The organism is Plantibacter sp. CFBP 8804 (assembly GCF_014841225.1).
GTDB classification, from domain to species: domain Bacteria; phylum Actinomycetota; class Actinomycetes; order Actinomycetales; family Microbacteriaceae; genus Plantibacter; species Plantibacter auratus.
Genome location: NZ_JACYTU010000001.1, coordinates 484945 through 505591, shown reverse-complemented (window position 1 = coordinate 505591; position 20647 = coordinate 484945). Strand labels below are relative to the sequence as shown.

At 69.7% G+C, this 20647-nt stretch carries 18 protein-coding genes; 16 read left to right on the top strand and 2 right to left on the bottom strand.

The genetic code is table 11. The features are described from left to right. Positions 1 to 36 precede the first annotated feature (36 nt). From IFU11_RS02350 to holA, 3 genes are all read left to right on the top strand, one after another. On the top strand, positions 37 to 738 hold the full coding sequence (locus IFU11_RS02350) for a helix-hairpin-helix domain-containing protein (protein WP_192018060.1): 702 nt from the start codon (positions 37 to 39) through the stop codon (positions 736 to 738). Positions 739 to 785: 47 nt separating this feature from the next. Beyond that, positions 786 to 3158 (top strand): ComEC/Rec2 family competence protein, encoded by a 2373-nt coding sequence (locus IFU11_RS02345; protein WP_192018059.1) that lies wholly within the window; start codon positions 786 to 788, stop codon positions 3156 to 3158. Between the two features lie 67 nt (positions 3159 to 3225). After that, the gene (gene holA / locus IFU11_RS02340; protein ID WP_192018058.1) at positions 3226 to 4281 is read left to right on the top strand and encodes a DNA polymerase III subunit delta; all 1056 of its coding nucleotides are present in this window, start codon (positions 3226 to 3228) and stop codon (positions 4279 to 4281) included. Positions 4282 to 4395: 114 nt separating this feature from the next. On the opposite strand, the gene rpsT is transcribed toward holA, so the two are convergent. After that, positions 4396 to 4656, bottom strand: a complete 261-nt coding sequence (gene rpsT / locus IFU11_RS02335; protein WP_064295571.1) for a 30S ribosomal protein S20 — start codon at positions 4654 to 4656, stop codon at positions 4396 to 4398. Between the two features lie 219 nt (positions 4657 to 4875). Between rpsT and lepA the strand changes: the two genes are divergently transcribed. Genes lepA through hemW form a run of 3 tightly spaced genes read left to right on the top strand, consistent with a single transcriptional unit; the run spans position 4876 to position 8604 of the window. Further along, positions 4876 to 6726 (top strand): translation elongation factor 4, encoded by a 1851-nt coding sequence (gene lepA / locus IFU11_RS02330; RefSeq protein WP_079705746.1) that lies wholly within the window; start codon positions 4876 to 4878, stop codon positions 6724 to 6726. After that, positions 6723 to 7367 (top strand): DUF1990 family protein, encoded by a 645-nt coding sequence (locus IFU11_RS02325; RefSeq protein WP_242664435.1) that lies wholly within the window; start codon positions 6723 to 6725, stop codon positions 7365 to 7367. The genes lepA and IFU11_RS02325 overlap by 4 nt, the downstream gene beginning before the upstream one ends. Before the next feature lie 10 nt (positions 7368 to 7377). Next, positions 7378 to 8604 (top strand): radical SAM family heme chaperone HemW, encoded by a 1227-nt coding sequence (gene hemW / locus IFU11_RS02320; RefSeq protein ID WP_192018057.1) that lies wholly within the window; start codon positions 7378 to 7380, stop codon positions 8602 to 8604. A 69-nt stretch (positions 8605 to 8673) separates the two neighbouring features. On the opposite strand, the gene IFU11_RS20115 is transcribed toward hemW, so the two are convergent. After that, positions 8674 to 9231 carry a DUF4870 domain-containing protein gene (locus tag IFU11_RS20115; protein WP_234993956.1) on the bottom strand — a complete coding sequence of 186 codons (558 nt, stop codon included), beginning with the start codon at positions 9229 to 9231 and terminating at the stop codon, positions 8674 to 8676. A 216-nt stretch (positions 9232 to 9447) separates the two neighbouring features. Here IFU11_RS20115 and hrcA point away from each other — a divergent pair, with 216 nt between their 5' ends. From hrcA to IFU11_RS20680, 10 genes are all read left to right on the top strand, one after another. Next, complete coding sequence (gene hrcA, locus IFU11_RS02310) at positions 9448 to 10470, top strand: heat-inducible transcriptional repressor HrcA (RefSeq protein WP_085510717.1); 1023 nt, start codon at positions 9448 to 9450, stop codon at positions 10468 to 10470. A gap of 54 nt (positions 10471 to 10524) precedes the next feature. Further along, positions 10525 to 11646: a molecular chaperone DnaJ gene (gene dnaJ, locus IFU11_RS02305; protein ID WP_064293629.1), complete on the top strand. Its 1122-nt coding sequence runs from the start codon at positions 10525 to 10527 to the stop codon at positions 11644 to 11646. A gap of 1 nt (position 11647) precedes the next feature. Further along, on the top strand, positions 11648 to 12385 hold the full coding sequence (locus tag IFU11_RS02300; RefSeq protein WP_192018056.1) for a 16S rRNA (uracil(1498)-N(3))-methyltransferase: 738 nt from the start codon (positions 11648 to 11650) through the stop codon (positions 12383 to 12385). 50 nt (positions 12386 to 12435) lie between these two features. Continuing rightward, on the top strand, positions 12436 to 12789 hold the full coding sequence (locus IFU11_RS02295) for an HIT domain-containing protein (protein ID WP_064293856.1): 354 nt from the start codon (positions 12436 to 12438) through the stop codon (positions 12787 to 12789). 76 nt (positions 12790 to 12865) lie between these two features. After that, a complete protein-coding gene (locus IFU11_RS02290; RefSeq protein WP_228498304.1) occupies positions 12866 to 13879 on the top strand; it encodes a PhoH family protein in 1014 nt (337 codons plus the stop codon). Further along, positions 13876 to 14343 carry an rRNA maturation RNase YbeY gene (gene ybeY, locus IFU11_RS02285; protein WP_079705750.1) on the top strand — a complete coding sequence of 156 codons (468 nt, stop codon included), beginning with the start codon at positions 13876 to 13878 and terminating at the stop codon, positions 14341 to 14343. The genes IFU11_RS02290 and ybeY overlap by 4 nt, the downstream gene beginning before the upstream one ends. Beyond that, positions 14343 to 15647 carry a hemolysin family protein gene (locus tag IFU11_RS02280; RefSeq protein ID WP_192018054.1) on the top strand — a complete coding sequence of 435 codons (1305 nt, stop codon included), beginning with the start codon at positions 14343 to 14345 and terminating at the stop codon, positions 15645 to 15647. Before ybeY ends, IFU11_RS02280 begins: the two co-directional genes overlap by 1 nt. Continuing rightward, entirely contained in the window at positions 15644 to 16552 is a 909-nt protein-coding gene (era, locus tag IFU11_RS02275; RefSeq protein WP_086473479.1) for a GTPase Era, read from the top strand. The genes IFU11_RS02280 and era overlap by 4 nt, the downstream gene beginning before the upstream one ends. A gap of 176 nt (positions 16553 to 16728) precedes the next feature. After that, a complete protein-coding gene (locus IFU11_RS02270; RefSeq protein ID WP_192018053.1) occupies positions 16729 to 18000 on the top strand; it encodes an alpha/beta hydrolase in 1272 nt (423 codons plus the stop codon). 35 nt (positions 18001 to 18035) lie between these two features. Beyond that, positions 18036 to 20525 (top strand): bifunctional lysylphosphatidylglycerol flippase/synthetase MprF, encoded by a 2490-nt coding sequence (locus IFU11_RS20680; protein WP_192018052.1) that lies wholly within the window; start codon positions 18036 to 18038, stop codon positions 20523 to 20525. Positions 20526 to 20647: the final 122 nt, after the last annotated feature.

The window sequence follows — 20647 nt, the reverse complement described above, 5'->3', positions numbered from 1 at the left end:
GGTGCTGCGGGGTGTCCGGGCTCGTAGCGTTCGAGGATGACCATCGAACCGGAACCCACGTCCCGCCCGGTGCCATCCACGCGTTCGTCGACGCGCCGTCTGCTCGGTGAGCTACCGCGCCCGGAGTTCCGTGCCGGGGCCGTCGTGGTGCTGGTGATCGCGGCGCTCGTGGTCGCCATCCTCGTCTCGCTGTTCAGCTCAGGCGGGGCGGTGCGGACCATCGGTGGGGCGGAGTTGTCGGCTGAGGGGAGCCCCATGCCTGTCGCGACACCGGGAGCGACCGCACCTGCCGGCTCGGCGACGGGGGAGCTCTTCATCCACGTGCTCGGAGCGGTCGCGGCCCCTGGTGTCTACCGGCTGCCGGACGGATCACGTGCGTTCGATGCGGTGGCGTCCGCCGGCGGCCTCCTACCGGAAGCGGACACCAGTGCCGTGAACCTCGCACGGTTCGTGAACGACGGCGAGCAACTGTACGTCCCGGTGGTCGGCGAGGTGCCACCTGGCGGAGGCGCGAACGGGTCGGCTGCCGGGAGTCCCTCCGGCTCGCAGCTCGTCAACGTGAACACGGCATCCGCGGCAGAACTCACCGCACTCCCGCGGATCGGAGAGGCCCTGGCCGCACGCATCGTCGCCTGGCGGGAGGCGAACGGACCGTTCGCCACCCTCGACGACCTGAGCGCGGTCGAAGGCATCGGCGCGAAGACCCTCGAGGGGCTTCGCGCGGCGGCGACGGTGTGACCGCAGACGCGGCCACCGGACCGACATCCGGGCGAGGTGAGAGCGCGATGCGGTTCCCGCGCCTGCTCATCCCGGCGGCGGTCTCCTGGGTCGGTGCGGCCGTCTGCAGCGCGGCTCCAACGCTGGCCTGGGGTGGGGTACTGGTCGCGTTCCTCGTCGCCTCCGCCTGCCTCGGGTGCAGCACGGTCGTCCGGCGTCGCCGTGCGGAGTATCGCCCGGGGGAGCGTCGGACAGGGTCTGTCGTCATCACGACACTCCTGCTGTGCGCGTGCGCCGCGGCGCTGTTCGGCATGGTCGCGGCCTCGATCGCCGCACGCGCGCCTGACCGGCAGCCGGAGGCGCTGCAAGCGCTCGGAAACGCTCCAGTGGATGCCGAGGTCGTGGTGACCGGCGACGCCGTGCCCACCGGTTCGGTCACGACGGGATCCGGCATCCGCTTCGCTGCCGACCTCGTGACGGCCAGTGGAGACCAGAGCATCCTGGAGCACCTCTCGGTCCCGGTCCTCGTGTTCGCGCCGGTGCCGGCGGATCGGGCGCCGAGGATCGGCGAGCGCTGGCGCGTCGACGGCTCGCTCCGATGGAACGCGCCGGGTGATGCGCGGGCAGCGCTGCTCTTCGCACGGGAGGAACCCGAGCTGCTGGGGGAGCCGCCGGCGATCCTCGACTGGTCGGCGTCGCTCCGTTCCGGCCTCGTCGGGCTCGCGTCCACCTTGCCCGGCCCGGGTGGGGAACTGCTGCCCGGCCTCGCGATCGGCGATGTGAGTCAGGTGAGTGACGCGGTCACGGAGTCGATGCAGCGCAGTTCACTCTCGCATCTGACGGCCGTGTCCGGAGCGAACTGTGCGGTCATCGTGTGGCTCGTCAGCACCGCGGTCGCGGCACTCGGCGGCGGGCGGAAGCTCAGGATCTCTTGTGCCCTGCTGTGCCTCGTCGCCTTCGTGGTCCTCGTGACGCCCCAACCGAGCGTGCAGCGGGCGGCTCTCATGGCCGCCTTCGTCCTGGTGGTGGGCGGCTTCGGGCGGCCGATCAGGGGCCTCGCCGCGCTGTCGTTGGCGGTGGTCGTCCTCCTCGTCGCCGACCCTTGGCTGGCCGGGCAGTACGGGTTCGGGCTCTCGGTGCTCGCCACCAGTGGTCTGCTGCTCCTGAGCGGACCCCTCACGGACCTGCTGGGCAGGTGGCTGCCGCGAGGGATCGCGGCCCTCATCGCGATCCCGGCAGCCGCCCAGCTCGCCTGCCAGCCGATGCTCGTCCTCCTCGACCCCGCGATCCAGCTCGGCGGTGTCCCCGCGAACCTGCTCGCGGGCCCGGCCGCAGCGCCCGCGACCATGCTCGGGCTGCTCGCCTGCCTGCTGGTCCCGTTCGCACCACCACTCGCATGGCTCGTCGCGTGGCTCGGGTGGGTGCCGGCGACCTGGATCGCAGCGGTGGCCCGGTGGTTCGAGGGCGTCCCTGCTGCGCGGGTGCCGTGGCCGGAGGGGCCGCTGGGCGTCGTGCTCGTCACCGTGCCGACCGTCTTGATCGCCACGCTCCTGCTGTTCCGTCGGGACCTGCCCCCGAGGTGGTCGAGGACGATCGGGGTGGCGGTGGTCGTGGCGCTCGTGGCACTGTGCGGTCGGGCGGTCGGGGACGGACTCGGGCCGGCCCTGCACCGGCCGGGCGACTGGATCGTGGCCGCCTGCGACGTCGGTCAGGGAGACGCGGTCCTCCTGCGACAGGGCGGCGCCACCGCCCTGGTCGACGTCGGGCCTGACCCCGAACCGCTCCGCGCGTGCTTGGACGAACTCGGGGTGTCTCGCATCGAACTGCTCGTCCTCACCCATTACGACCTCGACCACGTCGGAGGCCTCGACGCGGTCGTCGGCAGGGTCGACGAGGTGCTGCTCGGGCCGGTCGACGACCCGGAGGACGAGCGCATCGCCCGAGTGCTCCGAGCGGCCGGTGCGGAGGTGCGACAGGCCGGCGCCGGGGACCAGGGGGTGCTGGGGGTCCCGGAGAGCGCGGCACCGTGGCGCGTCCTGTGGCCGGACCCCGCGGCAGGTGGCGTCGAACCGGGGAACGACGCGAGCGTGGTGGTCCGATTCGACCTCCTCGCCGCATCGGTGCTGCTGCTCGGCGACCTCGGCGAGGAAGCGCAGGACCGGCTGCTCGGTCGGCACGCGCTCGGGGACGCGGTCGACATCGTCAAGGTGTCGCATCACGGTTCCGCCGATCAGAGTGACCGCTTGGCGCGCCGGGTGGGCGCGACGGTTGCGCTCGTCTCCGTCGGGGCCGACAACGGCTACGGGCATCCGACGCGTTCAGCGCTCGAGCTGTACGAGGCCACCGGGGCCGAGGTCCTCCGCACGGACGAGTCGGGCATCATCGTCCTCGGCCCGGGCGACGACGGCGGGTTCCGCGTGTGGTCGGAGCGCGGCGGGTGAGCTGCCGTCCCCGACCCGTCTGGCGTCGGCGGTCGCCGGTAGACTCGGACGGTCGAGAGGAGCCGCTGTGGCTGCACCACGTTCCGCCGGTCGCGGCAAGGCCAAGACGGCGGCCAAGGCCTCGGCGGCGATCCCGCAGCTCGGCTGGTCCGAGATCCGCCCGGCGCCGATCGTGTTGGTGTCCGGCACGGAGTCCTTCCTCGCCGACCGGGCGATCCGTCGGCTGCGCGACTTCCTCGTCTCCGAAGACCCCTCGCTCGAGGTCAACGACGTCGCCGCCGACAGCTACGCCCCGGGGGAGCTGCTCACGGTCGCGAGCCCGTCGCTCTTCGGTGAGCCCCGGCTCGTCCGCGTCAGCCAGGTCGAAAAGTGTTCCGACCAGTTCCTCACCGAAGCCATCCGGTATCTCGAAGCACCGCCGGAGGGCGCCTACCTCGTGCTGAGGCACAACGGAGGCGTGCGCGGCAAGAAGCTGCTCGACGCCATCCGCTCAGGCACCGGTGGCGGTGTCGAGATCGTCTGCACCGAACTCAAGCGGGACAGCGACAAGGCCGACTTCGCCGCGGCTGAGTTCAAGACGGCGGGTCGTCGCATCACGCCCCAGGCGCTCCGTGCACTCGTCGGCGCCTTCTCCGACGACCTCGCCGAGCTCGCTGCCGCGTGCAGTCAGCTCATAGCCGACGCGTCGGAGGAGATCACCGAGCAGACGGTCAACAAGTACTACGGCGGTCGTCTCGAGACGAGCGCGTTCGACGTCGCCGACGCCGCGATCGCCGGACGACACGGGGAAGCGCTGCTCGCCCTGCGGCAGGCGCTCGACTCGGGTGCCGACCCCGTGCCGATCGTCGCCGCGTTCGCGATGAAGATCCGCACGATGGCCAAGGTGTCGTCGGCACGCGGCGGGTCCGGGCAGATCGCGCAGCAGTTCGGCCTCGCGCCGTGGCAGGTCGACCGCGCCCGTCGGGACCTGTCCGGCTGGACGGACGCCGGCATCGGCCGCGTAGTGCAGATGCTCGCCGAGACCGACGCCGGCGTGAAGGGCGCGAGCCGCGACCCGGTGTTCGCGCTCGAGCGGCTCGTCGGCGTCATCGCTGCACGCGGGGTCGATCTGTCGGAGCGGTAGCCCGCCGAGCTGGCCGTGGCGGCGGGCGGCCCTTCGACAAGCTCAGGAACCGAGCGGGGACGCGAAAGGCCCCGCACGTTCCGAGGAACGCCGGGGCCTTGCAGCTGGTGTCGCTTAGAGCGCGTTGACCTGCTTGGCGATGGCCGACTTGCGGTTCGCTGCCTGGTTCTCGTGGATGACGCCCTTGCTCACGGCCTTGTCGAGCTTCTTCGAGGCGAGCTTGAGTGCGGACTCAGCCTGAGCCTTGTCGCCGGCGACGACGGCCTCACGGGTTGCGCGGATGGCGGTCTTCAGCTGGCTCTTGACGGCCTTGTTGCGCTCGTTGGCCTTCTTGTTGGTGCCGATGCGCTTGATCTGCGACTTGATGTTTGCCACGTTGGGTCAACTTTCGGTTCGAGGAAATGATGTTCGGTGCCGTCGGACGGAAGAGGGCGTCTTCAAGCGAGTTCTCGTGTGGTCTCAACTCACACGCAAGCCAACAGGCAACATTACCAGTCGGGCTGAGTTCTGGCAATCCAGGGTACCGCAGCACGGGTGCTCCCCGCCGTGGGACAATGAGGGTTGCCCGATTCCACCCCTGACCCCGAGGAACGCGTGAGCCCCCAAGCAGTGAAGGCCCTCGAGCCGGCATCGACCGACCCGGCGTTCATCCGGAACTTCTGCATCATCGCCCACATCGACCACGGCAAGTCGACCCTGGCGGACCGCATGCTGCAGATCACCGGCGTCGTCTCGGACCGCGACATGCGGGCGCAGTACCTCGACCGCATGGACATCGAGCGCGAGCGCGGCATCACCATCAAGAGCCAGGCCGTGCGCATGCCATGGTCGCTCAACGGTGAGACCTTCGCGCTCAACATGATCGACACCCCCGGGCACGTCGACTTCACCTACGAGGTCTCGCGGTCGCTCGCCGCCTGCGAGGGTGCGATCCTCCTCGTCGACGCCGCACAGGGCATCGAGGCGCAGACACTCGCGAACCTCTACCTCGCCCTCGAGAACGACCTCGAGATCATCCCGGTGCTCAACAAGATCGACCTCCCGGCGGCCGACCCCGACAAGTACGCGAAGGAGCTCGCGAGCCTCATCGGCGGCAAGCCCGAAGACGTCCTGCGGGTGTCCGGCAAGACCGGTATGGGTGTCGAGGAACTCCTCGACCGCGTCGTCGGCCGCATCCCGAACCCGGTGGGCGACCCGGACGCACCCACGCGTGCCATGATCTTCGACTCCGTCTACGACACCTACCGTGGCGTCGTCACCTACGTCCGCATGATCGACGGCCAGCTGAGTCCGCGTGAGCGCATCCAGATGATGTCGACGCGCGCGGTGCACGACCTCCTCGAGATCGGCGTCAGCTCGCCGGAGCCGACGCCCACGAAGGGCCTCGGCGTCGGTGAGGTGGGCTACCTCATCACGGGCGTGAAGGACGTCCGGCAGTCGAAGGTCGGCGACACCGTCACGACCGCGGTGAAGCCGGCGACCGACGCCCTCCCGGGCTACACCGACCCGAAGCCGATGGTCTTCTCCGGTCTGTACCCGATCGACGGCAGCGACTACCCGATCCTCCGCGACGCGCTCGACAAGCTGAAGCTCTCCGACGCCTCGCTCAACTACGAGCCGGAGACCTCCGTCGCCCTCGGATTCGGCTTCCGCGTCGGCTTCCTCGGCCTGCTCCACCTCGAGATCGTGACCGAGCGGTTGCAGCGCGAGTTCGACCTCGACCTCATCGCCACCGCGCCGTCGGTCACCTACGAGGTGAAGACGGAGGACAAGCAGGTCGTCACCGTCACGAACCCCAGCGAGTTCCCCTCCGGCAAGATCCTCGAGGTGTCGGAGCCGATGGTCAAGGTGGGCATCCTCGCCCCCAAGGACTACGTCGGCACCATCATGGAGCTCTGCCAGAGCCGTCGAGGTGCACTGCTCGGTATGGAGTACCTCGGCGAGGACCGCGTCGAGCTGCGGTACACGATGCCGCTCGGTGAGATCGTCTTCGACTTCTTCGACCACCTGAAGAGCCGCACGCAGGGGTATGCGTCGCTGGACTACGAGCCCTCCGGTCAGCAGGCCGCCGATCTCGTGAAGGTCGACATCCTGCTGCAGGGCGACCAGGTCGACGCGTTCAGCGCCATCGTCCACCGCGAGAAGGCGTACGCCTATGGCGTGCTCATGACCGAGCGCCTGAAGAAGCTCATCCCGCGCCAGCAGTTCGAGGTGCCGATCCAGGCCGCCATCGGTGCGCGGATCATCGCCCGCGAGTCGGTCCGTGCCATGCGCAAGGACGTCCTGGCCAAGTGCTACGGCGGTGACATCACCCGCAAGCGCAAGCTCCTCGAGAAGCAGAAGGAGGGCAAGAAGCGGATGAAGATGGTCGGCAAGGTCGAGGTGCCTCAGGAAGCGTTCATCGCAGCGCTCTCCGGGGACGTGGAGACGAAGGACAAGAAGTGAACGCACGACGCAGTTCGTTCGAGGACGAGGCGGTCGACTACGCGGCCGTCGGTGCCACCCAGCGCACCGACCTCATGCAGTACCCGCCGGAGGGCTACGTGCCGTCGGAGGACGAGTTCCGCCTCGGGAGCGGTGAGGAGCGGTTCGCCCTCGCGAGCAGCGCCCTCCTCACCTGGGGACTGCACCGCTCGAGCGGCGTGGAGATCTCCGAGGTGCACCCCGGCACGGGCGTGCAGTACGGCGGCATCGCCTTCGCCGAGGACGGTACGCCGCTGGAACCCATCGAGACGCACGAGGAGCAGCGCTTCGCCGAGGACGGCACGCCGTTCATCACGCCGGGCACGACGGTCGTCTTCGCCGGCACCGTCGGCGGGGAACCGCTCGTCGGGCCGCATCGCGTCATCTCCGTCACCGAGGAGCCGGGTCACGTGAGCCTGGCGATCGGCACGATGGAAGGCGATCCGGAGAGCGGCGAGCAGTCCTTCACGATCGAACAGCGCGAGGACGACTCCGTCTGGATCGTCGTGCGCTCGTTCTTCCGCCCGACGAAGGGTGCAGCGAAGCTCGTCGGCTCCAAGCGTCGCCGCAAGACCATGAACGACGCCTATCTCCGCGCACTCCTGCCGTCGCGCGGCGTCTGAGCGACGGACCGTGCCGAGCGCCCTCCCACTCGCCGATCCGGCGCCGTCCGACGGACTCCTCCCGGAGACGGCGGCCGTCGGTGCCCACGAGCGCAACTTCGGGATCTACCTTCACGTGCCGTTCTGCCGGGTCAGATGCGGTTACTGCGACTTCAACACCTACACGGCGACCGAGCTCCGCGGCGCGAAGCAGTCTGACTACGCCGACGAGGCGGTCGCGGAACTCCGCTTCGGCAAGTCCGTCCTGGCGTCATCGACCGTCCCCGACCGTCCGGTCTCGACCGTGTTCTTCGGTGGCGGGACGCCGACCCTCCTCCCCGCTGACGACCTGGTCCGCATGCTCCGAGGCGTGACGGACAACTTCGACCTCGCTCCCGGCGCTGAAGTGACGACCGAGGCCAACCCCGACTCCGTCGACGCCGCCTACCTCCGCACGCTCGCCGAAGCCGGATTCACCCGGGTGTCCTTCGGGATGCAGTCCGCGGTGCCGAGTGTGCTCGCCACCCTCGAGCGCACGCACGATCCGGCCCGGGTGCCGCTCGTCGTGCAGTGGGCTCGCGAGGCCGGCCTCGGCGTCAGCCTGGACCTCATCTACGGGACGCCGGGGGAGACCCTGGCCGACTGGCGCGTCTCACTCGAGACGGCGATCGCCTGCGCTCCGGACCACGTGTCGGCTTATTCGCTCATCGTCGAACCAGGGACGAAACTCGCGCGCCAGATCCGCTCGGGCGTGGTGGGGACCCCCGACGAAGACCTGCAGGCCGATATGTACGAGCTCGCCGACGATCTCCTCACCGAGGCCGGCTACGGCTGGTACGAGGTCAGCAACTGGGCGACGGACGACACGCACCGCTCCCGGCACAACCTCTCCTACTGGACCGGCGAGGACTGGTGGGGTGTCGGCCCGGGCTCGCACAGTCACGTCGGCGGGGTGCGCTGGTGGAACGTCAAGCACCCGGCGGCCTACGCCCAGCGGATCGCGGCGGGGGAGTCCCCGGCCGCCGGCCGGGAGACCCTGGACGACGAGACCCGGGAGCTCGAACGCATCCTGCTGCTCACCCGCACGCGGGACGGCATCCCGATCCGGACGCTCGCCCCCGAGGCTCGCACGGCCGTCGCCGGGCTCATCGCCGAGGAACTGGTCGACGCACGGCAGGCCCTGCTCGGACGGCTGGAGCTCACGCGCCGCGGACGGCTCCTCGCCGACGCGGTCGTCCGCCGTCTGGTCGGCGACTGACCCTGCCCGAGGCGCAGAACAGCCCCGCCCGGCGGACCGGACGGGGCTGTTCTCGTGCGACTCGACGGATCAGGCCTTGATGAACTGGATCGTGAGCGGGTAGCTGTACAGCTCGCCCTTGTTCGCCTTGATCGCGGCGATGATGCTGAACACGATCACCACGACGTAGACGGCGATGATGATGAACAGACCCACGACGACGATCGTCAGGATCGAGCCGACCACGAGCGCGATCAGCATCGTCAGCTGGAAGTTCAGCGCGGTGAGCGTGTGCGCCTTGATGAACGGGCCGCGGTCCTTGAGGACCAGGTAGCCGATCAGCGGCGGGATGAATCCGAAGAAGATCCCACCGATGTGGATGAGCGTCGACCAGAGCTTCTCGTCCGACGGGCTCATGGGCTGAGCGGCGGCGTACGGCTGCTGGTACTGCGGGGCGCCTGCGGGCGGCGGCGGGTAGGAGCCGGCAGCGGGCGGCGGCGGCGCGTAGCCACCGGCGGGCGGGGGCGGGTAGGCGCCTGCGGGCGGCTGCTGCGGAGCTGCGGGAGGGGGCGTTGCGCCGTCTCCTGCAGGCGGAACCGACCCGCCCTTCGCTGGGTCGACGGGCGGCTGAGCGTTCGGATCGGACATCTTCGCACCTTTCACGGAGAGTGATATTCAATTGGTCCAGCTGAGCGTATCGCACCAGGTGTTGCTCATCAGGGACCCACGCCTGCGGCCAACGGTATTCCCGCGGCACGGGGCCGCGCAAGGGACGGCCGCGCGGAGGCCACGATATGATTGGCAGTCAGGGTCTTCGAGTGCTGATGGTCGGCGCTCCGGGGTGGATGACGGGAGGAGATCGAGATGGTGTCGGATCGCGGTCTCGAAGTGCTCCGCGTCATCGTGCAGGACTACGTCGCCTCGCGCGAGCCCGTCGGTTCCAAGACGATCGTCGACCGCCACTCCTTCGGGGTCTCCGCAGCCACCATCCGCAACGACATGGCGCAGCTCGAGGACGAAGAGCTCATCGCAGCTCCCCACACCTCTTCCGGCCGGGTGCCCACCGACAAGGGTTACCGGATGTTCGTCGACCACCTGGCCGATCGCCGTCCGCTGAACAACGCCCAACGGACGGCGATCGAGACCTTCCTCGGCGCGTCCGGCGACCTCGACGAGGTCCTGCACCGCACGGTGCGGCTGCTCTCGCAGCTGACGAACCAGGTCGCGCTCGTCCAGTACCCGATGTTCTCCCGGGCACGCGTCCGGCATCTCGAGTTGGTGAGCGTCACCCCGAACCGTGTGCTCGCGGTCATCATCCTCGACAACGGCCGCGTCGAGCAGCGGCTCATCGAGACGGAGAGCCCGGTCGACGACGACCTCATCTCGCGGCTCCGCTCGCTGTGCAACGAGGCGGTCGCGGGCCGTCCACTCCTCGACGCCCACGACGCGATCGGCGACGTCCCAGCCGACATCGCCGACCTCGATCGCGCGGCGGCCGTCCGCATCGTCGACGCGGTGCGCGAGCAGCTGTCGGCGCAGCGCCAGGACCGCCTCGTCATGGCCGGTGCCGCCAACCTCGCCCGCACCGAGGACGACTTCCCCGGCAGTATCTATCCGGTCCTGGACGCCATCGAGCAGCAGGTCGTGCTGCTTCGGCTCTTCGGTGAGATGGAGTCCGAACGCGACAGCGTGGTCGCCAGCATCGGGCGGGAGAACGCGTCGTTCGGCCTCGAGACCACGAGTGTCCTCGCCGGGAACTACCGTTCCTCTGGTGGCGAAATCGCCCGGCTCGGCGTCCTCGGCCCCACGAGAATGGACTACGCGAGCAACATGGCTGCGGTCCGCGCCGTCGCCAGGTACCTCTCGCGCATCCTCGACGCCGAGTGACGCATCCTCGTCGCGTCCCCCAACACCTTCCGCACCTCGAACGAAAGGCCCTCAGTGGCTGACTACCCCGACCACTACGCAGCACTCGGTGTCGCCAAGGAGGCGACGCCCGAAGAGATCAAGAAGGCGTACCGCCGCCTCGCACGCGAACTGCACCCCGACGTGAACCCGGGTTCCGACGCCTCGGAACGGTTCAAGGAGGTCACGCACGCCTACGACGTGCTGAGCGACCCCAAGCAGCGCCAGCAGTACGACCTCGGTCCGCAGGCTGGTGGGTTCGGTGGCGGCGACGCCGGGTTCGGCGGCTTCGGCGACATCTTCGACACCTTCTTCGGCGGTGGCGGCCAGCAGCGCGGACCCAAGTCCCGTCGCGCACGCGGGGAGGACGCCCTGTTGCGCGTCGAGCTCGACCTCGACGAGGTCATCTTCGGCACCCACCGCGACCTCGAGGTCGACACCGCCGTGCTCTGCAGCACCTGCAACGGCTCCTGCTGCCAGCCCGGCACCTCACCGGTGACCTGCGACATCTGTCACGGCACCGGCTCCATCCAGCGGGCCGTCCGCTCGCTGCTCGGCAACGTCATGACGTCGGCGCCCTGCGGCACCTGCCGCGGCTACGGCACGATCATCGCGACCCCGTGCGTCACCTGCCAGGGTCAGGGTCGGCTCCGTGCCCGCCGCACCGTCTCGGTCGACATCCCGGCCGGCGTCGACACCGGTCTGCGTCTGCAGATGCCGGGGAGCGGCGAGGTCGGCCCGGCCGGCGGCCCGAACGGCGACCTCTACCTCGAGATGAAGGTCAAGCACCACGACGTCTTCAGCCGCGACGGCGACGACCTGTTGTGCACGCTCGAAGTCCCGATGACCGACGCCATCCTCGGCCGCCAGGTCACCGTCCACGCGCTCGACGGCGACGTCGAGGTCGAGCTGCGGCCGGGCGTGCAGAGCTCCGAGGTCATCACGGTCAAGGACCGCGGTGTCACCCGTCTCCGCGGGAACAGCCGGGGCGACCTCAAGATCGGCGTCCAGGTCGTCACGCCGACGAAGCTCGACCACCGCGAACGCGAGCTGATCAAGAGCTTCGCCTCAGGACGACGCCAGGGTGCTCCGGCGCTCGCGCAGTTCCAGCAGGGCCTGTTCGCGAAGATCCGCGACCGCTTCCACGGCGTCGGTTGAGATGAGTTCGCTGTACCTCCGTGAGGATCTCGAATCGACCGGTGTCGGCGACTCGGTGACCCTCCGCGGGCCCGAGGCGAAACACGCCGTCGCCGTGAGTCGGCTGCGGGTCGGCGAGACGACGTCGATCGGCAACGGCCGGGGCCTGATCGCGACCGGACCGGTCGTGCGCAGCGAGCCGGGGGAGTTGGAGATCCGCGTCGAATCGGTCGTGGTGCATCCGGAGAACCGTCCCGGGCTCGTCCTCGTGCAGGCGCTGGCCAAGGGTGATCGCGACGAACTCGCCATCCAGGCGGCGACCGAGCTGGGTGTCGACCGGATCGTCCCGTGGGGCGCCGAGCGCAGCATCTCGAGATGGCAGGGCGACAAGGCGGTCAAGGGCCGTGCGCGCTGGCAGATCATCGTGCGGGAGGCGTCGAAGCAGTCGATCCGCGCACGGGTCCCCGAGGTGGCCGAGGTCGTCGACACCCGCGGACTCGCGTCGATCGTCGCCGGCCGGACCGTCCTCGTGCTCGAACCCAGCGCGGCACTCGCGCTCTCGGAGCTCGACCCGTCGGCACTGCTCGCCGAGGAACTCGTCCTCGTCGTCGGTCCGGAGGGCGGCATCTCGCCGGCGGAGCGCGAGCGGCTCGAAGCGGCCGGCGCGATCGAGGTCCGGATCGGCTCCGGCGTCCTGCGCACCTCGACGGCAGGGCCTGCGGCGATCGCCGCGCTCAACGTGCTGCTCGGTCGGTGGTGACGATCCACCAGCCCGCGCATGAGGCCGCCACGAACCTTAGACTGGTGGACATGAGTGAAGCACCGTCGGTATTCAGCCGCATCGTGTCGGGGGAGATCCCGACGACCCTCCTCGCCGAGACCGATCGGGTGATCGCGTTCGCCGACATCGCACCGCAGGCGCCCGTGCACCTCCTCGTCGTCCCGAAGACCGCCGAGTACCGCGACGTCGTGGAGTTGGCCGCTGGCGACCCCTCCTTGCTCGCTGAGATGGTCGAGGTGGCGTCGTCGCTTGCGAAGGAGCACACGGGTGGCGAGTTCCGACTCGTCTTCAACACCGGCGAGTCCGCCGGGCAGACGGTCTTCCACGTGCACGCGCATGTCCTCGGCGGTTCCCTGCAGGAGGGCACCCTTGGCGGAGCCTGAGTCCTCGAACCCAGACCGACCCGCCGCTGCGCGGACGGAGGAGGTCGAGCACGTCCTCCTGGTGGACGGGCTCGCCATGGTCCGTCTCCTCGGCCCACAGGACCGACTCCTGACGACCGTCGAGCGCGAACACCCCGGTGTCTCGGTGCACGTGCGCGGCAATGAGATCACCATCACCGGCCCGGCGCCGCAGGCCGACGCCGCCAGACGACTCGTAGAGGAACTCATCACCATGGTCCGAGAAGGACACGACCCGGGGCCGGCGGAGGTCAGCACCTCCGCCCGCATGCTCGGGCAGGACGGCTCGGCCTCCCCGTCGGAGGTGCTCGGGCAGGTCATCCTCACCTCGCGTGGCAAGACGATCAAGGCGAAGACCGTCGGGCAGCGGGCGTACGTCGACGCGATCGACGAGAACACGATCGTGTTCGGTATCGGCCCCGCCGGTACCGGCAAGACGTACCTCGCGATGGCGAAGGCGGTGCAGGCCCTGCAGCGCAAGGAGGTCAACCGGATCATCCTGACGCGCCCGGCCGTCGAGGCCGGCGAGCGACTCGGGTACCTCCCGGGCACGTTGACGGACAAGATCGACCCGTATCTGCGTCCGCTCTACGACGCGCTCAACGAGATGATGGACCCGGAGATCGTCCCGAAGCTCCTCGCGGCCGGGACGATCGAGGTCGCACCGCTCGCCTACATGCGTGGCCGGACCCTCAACGACTCGTTCATCGTCCTCGACGAGGCGCAGAACACCACGCCCGAGCAGATGAAGATGTTCCTCACCCGGCTCGGGTTCGGGTCCAAGATCGTCGTGACCGGCGACGTCACGCAGATCGACCTGCCCACCGGTGCGTCCGGCTTGCGGCTCGTCACCCGCGTGCTCAAGGACGTCGACGACATCCACTTCGCCCACCTCACGAGCGAGGACGTCGTCCGCCACACCCTCGTCGGTCGGATCGTCGACGCCTACGGCGAGTACGACGCCGTCCGACAGGCGCAGCGGTTCGAGCGCGAGCAGGCCGCCGAGTTCGCCAACCGTGCCGAGCGTCGCGGCGCAGCCAGAGACCACCAGCCGAAGCGAGGACGCTCATGACCATCGAGATCAACAACGAGTCCGGTGTCGCCGTCGACGAATCGCGCATCCTCGCCCTGGCGTCGTTCGCGCTCGACGCGATGCACGTGAGCCCCGATGCCGAGCTCGCCATCGTGCTGGTCGACGAGGGCGCAATGGAGCAGTTGCACGTCCAGTGGATGGACGAGCCGGGACCGACCGACGTCCTGAGCTTCCCGATGGACGAGCTCCGTCCCGGCACCGAGGAGAACCCGACGCCGCCCGGGTTGCTCGGCGACATCGTGCTCTGCCCGCAGGTCGCCGAGACGCAGGCCGCCGCCGCGAAGCACTCGACGATGGACGAACTCCAGCTCCTGACCTGCCACGGTGTGCTCCACCTGCTCGGGTACGACCACGCGGAGCCCGACGAGGAGAAGGAGATGTTCGGTATCCAGCGGGACATCCTCCTCGCCTTCGCGCTCCAGGAGAGACGACGCACCAGCTGATGTCTCTCGTCGCCGTCTTCGTCATCGTCGCGTTCCTGCTCGTCGCGTTCGCGGGTCTCATGGCCGCAGCCGACGCCGCGATCGGCGTCCAGTCGGGCGCGGACATCCTCGACCTGGCAGAGGGCGCCCGCTCGGGATCCGCGCTCCGCGCCATCGCGGCCGACCCGGGTGCGCACGTCAACGCGATCAACTTCATCCGGATCCTGGCCGAGACCACGGCCGCCGTCCTCGTCACCCTCGCACTGGCCTCGTCGATCGACGAGTTGTGGCTCGTCCTCGTCCTCGCGGTCGTCATCATGACCGGCACCTCCTTCGTGCTCGTCGGTGCGAGCCCCCGCGGCGTCGGCCGCACCCACGCGAGCGCGGTGTTGCGCTTCAGCGCTCCCGCCATCCGTGCCGCACGCGTCGTCCTCGGCCCGGTCGCGAACGTCCTCGTCACGCTGGGCAACCGGGTGACCCCGGGTCTGCCGCGATCGGTCTCCTTCACCTCGGAGGAGCAGTTGCTGAGCATGGTCGACGAGGCCGCCGCGCACTCGGTCCTCGAGGAGGACGACCGCGAGCTCATCCACTCGATCTTCGAGTTCAACGAGACGCTCGTCCGCGAGGTGATGATCCCGCGCACCGACCTCGTGAGTCTGCAGCGCGATCTCAGCGTCCGCGAGGCACTCGAGGTGTTCCTGGAGACGGGGATCTCGAGGGCGCCCGTCAGCGACGGCGACATCGACGACCTGGTCGGCATCCTGTACCTGAAGGACCTGGTGCGAGCGATGTTCGGTGGCGACGGCGTCACCGAGGTGGGCTCGATCGAGCCGCTCCTGCGGCCGGCGAGCTTCGTACCCGAGTCCAAGAAGGCCGATTCGCTCCTGCAGCAGATGCAGAAGGAGTCCAACCACATCGCGATGGTCGTCGACGAGTACGGCGGCATCTCCGGTCTCGTCACGCTCGAGGACCTCATCGAGGAACTCGTCGGCGACATCTCCGACGAGTACGACACCGACACCCCCGAGATCACCGATCTGCACGACGGACGGTTCCGGGTCGACGCCCGCCTGCCGGTCGACGAGCTGGGGGAGCTGTTCGGCCTCGAACTCGACGACGACGACGTCGACTCCGTCGGCGGCCTCCTCGCGAAGGCCCTCGGTCGGCTGCCCGTCGTCGGATCGACGGTGTCGACCAACGGCCTCGAACTCACCGCCGAACGGGTCGAGGGGCGGCGGGGACGCATCCTCACCGTCATCGCCCAGCGCGACGACCAGCTGCAGGACGCCCAGCAGGCGTCCAACGACCACCGGGAGCACCCATGAACGACACCACCCCTCCGTCCGACTTCCGAGCGGGGTTCGTGTCCTTCGTCGGGCGTCCGAACGTCGGCAAGTCCACGCTGACCAACGCCCTCGTCGGCGAGAAGGTCGCGATCACGAGTTCGAAGCCGCAGACCACGCGTCGCGCGATCCGCGGGGTCGTGCACCGCGACCACGGCCAGCTCATCGTCGTCGACACCCCCGGCATCCACCGCCCGCGCACCCTGCTCGGCCAGCGGCTGAACGACCTCGTACAGTCCACGCTCTCCGACGTCGACGTCATCGGGTTCTGCATCCCCGCCAACGAGAAGCTCGGCCCCGGAGACCGCTTCATCAACGAGTCGCTCGACGGCTTCCCGCGCGCCAAGAAGGTGGCGATCGTCACGAAGACCGACACCGCCAGCCGGACGACGATCGCCGAGCAGTTGCTCGCGATCTCGGAGCTCCGGGACTGGGACGCGGTCATCCCGCTGTCCGCGGTGACCGACGACCAGCTCGACATCCTCGTCACCGAGGTGACGAAGCTCATGCCGCTCTCGGAACGCCTCTACCCGACCGAGGCCACCACCGACGAGACCGTCGTCGACCGCGTGTCCGAGCTCATCCGTGAAGCCGCGCTCGAGGGTGTCCAGGACGAGCTGCCCCACTCGCTCGCCGTGACCATCGACGACATGATCCCGCGAGAGGGGACCGACCTGCTCGACATCTACGCGAACGTGTTCGTGGAGCGCGACAGCCAGAAGGCGATCATCATCGGGAAGGGCGGCTCCAGGCTCCGCGACGTCGGGGCCCGGGCGCGCGCCGGGATCGAGCCACTCGTCGGATCAAGGGTCTTCCTGTCCATCCGCGTCAAGGTCGCGAAGGACTGGCAGCGCGACCCGAAACTGCTCGGTCGCCTGGGATTCTGACCCGGATCCGCTCGACCGTCGGCGTTGTGCACCCGCGCGGATCCGAGTGGGAGTCCTCCGTTACCTGAACGTGACTTGCGTGTCCGCTTTGGGCCCGCTGTGGAACCCGTCATCTGGCCGACAGGCTCGCGAGCGCGCGGACATACTGTTCCTCGGGGTCGCGAGAAGGAGTCCGAGTGTTCGACTGGTTGCTGGCCATCAGGCTGGATCGTCCGGAGCTCCTCGTCTGGGTCGGCGGTGCCGCCGTCCTCCTGGCGATCATCCTGTTGACCGGGCGCCGAACGGTTCGCGGCTGGCTGACGATGCTGCTCGTGGCGAGCGGTGGAGCGCTCCTCGCCTATGCCACGGCCTGGTTGCTCGGTGACGTGCTTGATGTCTTCGGGATCGAACTGACGCCGGTCACCCGTGCGTGGGCGGCGGTCGGGTTCGCCGGTGCTGCCCTCGCGATCGCCGCGATCGTCCGGACCAGGGCGTGGCGGGTCGTCGTGGCAAGCCTCGCGGTCCCGGTCTTCCTGCTCATCGGGGCAGTCGGCGTGAACCAGGACTTCGGTGAGTTCGCGACGGTGCGGGCGGCTCTGGGGATCAGCCCGTACCAGTCGTTCTCGGCCCTGCCTGCCGCCCGGGGGACGACGACGACGTGGCAGCGACCCGCCGATCTGCCGAGCGGCGGGCGGGTCGAACACGTGGACATCCCGGCGACGACCTCCGGGTTCGCCCACCGGGACGCGCTCGTCTACCTGCCACCGGCCGCCCTGGCCGCACACCCGCCGGCACTGCCGGTCATCGAGGCGTTCAGCGGTCAGCCGGGAGAGCCTGCCGACCTGTTCGCGTCGGCTGGGATCGCCGGGATCCTCGACCGCTTCGCCGCCTCGCATGCGGGTCTCGCACCGATCGTGGTCGTGCCCGACCAGCTCGGTGCTCCGGACCGCAACCCGATGTGCGTCGACGGGCAGCTCGGCAACTCGGCGAGCTACCTCACGGTCGACGTCCCCGCGTGGATCTCGGCGCACCTCCCGGTGTCCGCATCGCGGACGGACTGGTTCATCGCCGGCTTCTCGCAGGGAGGGACCTGTTCCATCCAGCTCGGCGCCGCGCACCCCGAACGCTACGGCGGCATCCTCGACATCTCGGGGGAGGTCGTCCCGTCCATCGGACCGACGACGATCGCACAGGGCTTCGGCGGGTCGGCGACGGCGTACGAGGCTGCAGCCCCCTCCGCGATCCTCGCCGCACACACCCCGTACGCGGACACCGTCGGTGTCTTCGGCTACGGCAGCGACGACAGCCGCTACGGTCCCGGCGTCCGGCGGGTCGCCGCGATGGCCTCGGCCGCCGGCATGCGGACGACGACCTTCGTCTCCGACGGGACGGCGCACGACTGGCACACCGTGCACACGGTGTTCGAGCGAGCGCTCCCCGTGATCGCCGCACGATTCGGGCTCGCCTGATGCGCGCGGGGAGGGCGACGCCGTTCGGTCGACTCGTGACCGGCGTGATCCGATCGGTGCCGATGAGCATCGGGATCACGGGGCTGGTGCTCGTGGTCAGTGCGTTCGTGTGGCGGACGCCGCCGGTGGCGACGCCGGCCTGGCGGTCGGCGATCCGTGAGGCGGCGGGCGTGGGGTACGAGCAGGTCGTAATCGACGGGCACTGGTGGGCACTCCTGACCGGCGCCCTGGGAACCGACGGGGTGCTCGGGCTCCTCGCCTTCCTGCTGATCGGCGTCCCCGCACTGGTGCTCGCCGAGCGACGGTTCGGCGCAGCCAAAACGCTCCTGGCGGTGCTCGTGACCGCGGTCGCCGGGAACGCGCTCGCCATCGGGCTCCAACTCCTGGGCACGCTCGGCGGCGAGTTCTGGAGCGGCGAGGTCGCCCGCATCGTGGCCTTCGACCCAGTGGCCGGCGCGCTCGGCGCCCTCGCCGCGTCGAGTGCGTTCCACGGGCCGCTCTGGCGTCGGCGGATCCGCGCGTTCGTCGTCGTCGGTGCCCTGATCGTCCTGCTGTACTCGGGGCTCCCGCAGGATCTCGCACGACTGTTCGCAGCGCTGGTCGGCGTCCTGCTCGGGATCGTGCTCGCCGGGGCCACCCCGTCGGTGCGACGCGTGCGGAGCTCGCACCACGAGACCCGGGTGCTCCTGGCGTCCGTGGTCGCGATGATGGGCGTCGGACCGCTCATCACCTTCCTGTCCGGTCGGCACCTCGGTCCGCTCGCGCCGCTCGTGCTCCTGCTCGAACAGAACATCCCGGACGCCGGACGGGTCATCGGGCAATGCCGCACGGTCGGCGTGTCAGCACAGTGCCTGCGCGACCTCACGCTGGTGCGCGTCGACGGCTTCGGAGCGGTGCTCCTGTCGGTGGTCCCCATGATCGCCCTGCTCTTCGCGGCGTGGGGCCTGCTCCGCGGCAGACGGTTCGCGGTCTGGTTCGCCACGGCGATCATGGTGTCCTTCGCCGTCCTGAGTGCGCTGTCGCTCGGGGCGGGGGTGCGACTCCACCCGACGGGACACCCCTCGTCGTTGCTCGGGACGGGGCACGGTGCGCAGCAGCGGTCCGTCGAGATCGCGATAGCACTGTGGGCGGCGATCCTGCTGCCGCTCGTCGTGGCGGCGCTCCTGGTCGTGCTCCGTCGTGGGTTCCCCGTGCGGGCCACCCGACGCAGCGCCTGGGGGTATCTCGCCCTGGTCGGCGCGTCGTGGGTCGTGCTCGCCGCGCTCTTCGTCGTCGTCGCCCTGCTGCAACCCGGAGGATTCTCGCCGAGGCCCGACGTGTGGGAGGTCCTCCGTGCGGCGCCGGAGCGTTTCGTCCCCGCCGCGTACCTGCGGAACGTCCTCCCGGGCTTCGTGCCGGTCGCGCCGCTCACCGGCGTGGTGTTCCACGCCGTCGGACCCGTCTGGTGGAGCATCATCCTGCTCGGCGCGGTCTGGCCGCTGAGCCGGGTCGCGAACGCCATCGCGCCGGCCGACGAGCGCCGCCTGCGCGAGCTCCTGGCCGAGGGCAGCGACTCCATCGGGCACATGGCCACCTGGCCGGGCAACCTCACCTGGTTCGACCCGGAGCGCAACGCTGGCATCGCCTATCGGATCGTCGCCGGGGTCGCGGTCACCACGGGCGGATTCTTCGGGATGCACCGCCACGAGCAGGGGGTGCTCGAGCGGTTCATCGAGCACTGTGAGGACTCGGGCCTGACGGTGGCGTTGTACAGCGTGGACGAGCAGACCGCAGGAGCGCTCCACCGGATCGGTTGGCGCACCGTGCAGGTCGCCGAGGAGACGGTCCTGCACCCGCAGGGCTGGAGCATGGTCGGCAAGCGCTGGCAGGACATCAGATCCTCCGTGAACCGAGCCGATCGTGCGGGGATCACCGCTGTCTGGTCGACCTACGGGGCGCTCGGCGTCGGGCTCGCGGCGCAGATCGCCGAGATCTCCGAGGAGTGGGTCGCCGAGCGGAAGCTGCCCGAGATGGGGTTCACCCTCGGTGGGATCGACGAGCTCGTCGACGAGGAGGTCCGGCTCCTGCTCGCGGTCGACGAGCACGGACGGCTGCACGGTGTCACGAGCTGGCTCCCGGTCCGACGCGACGGTGAGCTGGTCGGTTGGACCCTCGACTTCATGCGGCGTCGGACGGACGGCATGAACGGCGTCATGGAGTTCCTCATCGCCGAGGCCGCCGCGCGGTTCAAGGAGGACGGCATCGAGGAGATGAGCCTCTCCGGAGCTCCGCTCGCGCGCTCGAGGAGCGCCGAGCAGCCGGAGACGGACGGGATCGACCGGGTCCTGACCTACCTCGGGAACGTGCTCGAGCCCGTGTACGGGTTCCGCTCGCTCCTCGCCTTCAAGGGGAAGTTCCAGCCGGAGGAGCGTCCGCTCGTCCTCGGCTACGCGGACCCGCTGACCCTGCCGGCGATCGGCATCGCGGTCGGGCGCGCGTACCTCCCGGACGTGTCCGTGCGAGACCTCGCCTCGTTGGTCACCTGATCGGCCGCGCGGGGGAGTGCTATGCTGACGACGTGTTCTCCGGTCTGCTCCTCCTTAGCTGCCGCGACGAGTCCTAGTTCCAGGCCTCCCTCGTCGCGGAGTTCGTCATTGGCTCACCCCCA

Coding starts and splice junctions, on each gene's coding strand:
- IFU11_RS02350 (WP_192018060.1), top strand. CDS start 37: ATGACCATCGAACCGGAACCCACGTCCCGCCCGGTGCCATCCACGCGT.
- IFU11_RS02345 (WP_192018059.1), top strand. CDS start 786: ATGCGGTTCCCGCGCCTGCTCATCCCGGCGGCGGTCTCCTGGGTCGGT.
- IFU11_RS20115 (WP_234993956.1), bottom strand. CDS start 9,231: ATGTCCGATCCGAACGCTCAGCCGCCCGTCGACCCAGCGAAGGGCGGG.
- hrcA (WP_085510717.1), top strand. CDS start 9,448: ATGGTGTCGGATCGCGGTCTCGAAGTGCTCCGCGTCATCGTGCAGGAC.
- IFU11_RS02300 (WP_192018056.1), top strand. CDS start 11,648: ATGAGTTCGCTGTACCTCCGTGAGGATCTCGAATCGACCGGTGTCGGC.
- IFU11_RS02295 (WP_064293856.1), top strand. CDS start 12,436: ATGAGTGAAGCACCGTCGGTATTCAGCCGCATCGTGTCGGGGGAGATC.
- IFU11_RS02290 (WP_228498304.1), top strand. CDS start 12,866: ATGGTCCGTCTCCTCGGCCCACAGGACCGACTCCTGACGACCGTCGAG.
- ybeY (WP_079705750.1), top strand. CDS start 13,876: ATGACCATCGAGATCAACAACGAGTCCGGTGTCGCCGTCGACGAATCG.
- IFU11_RS02280 (WP_192018054.1), top strand. CDS start 14,343: ATGTCTCTCGTCGCCGTCTTCGTCATCGTCGCGTTCCTGCTCGTCGCG.
- era (WP_086473479.1), top strand. CDS start 15,644: ATGAACGACACCACCCCTCCGTCCGACTTCCGAGCGGGGTTCGTGTCC.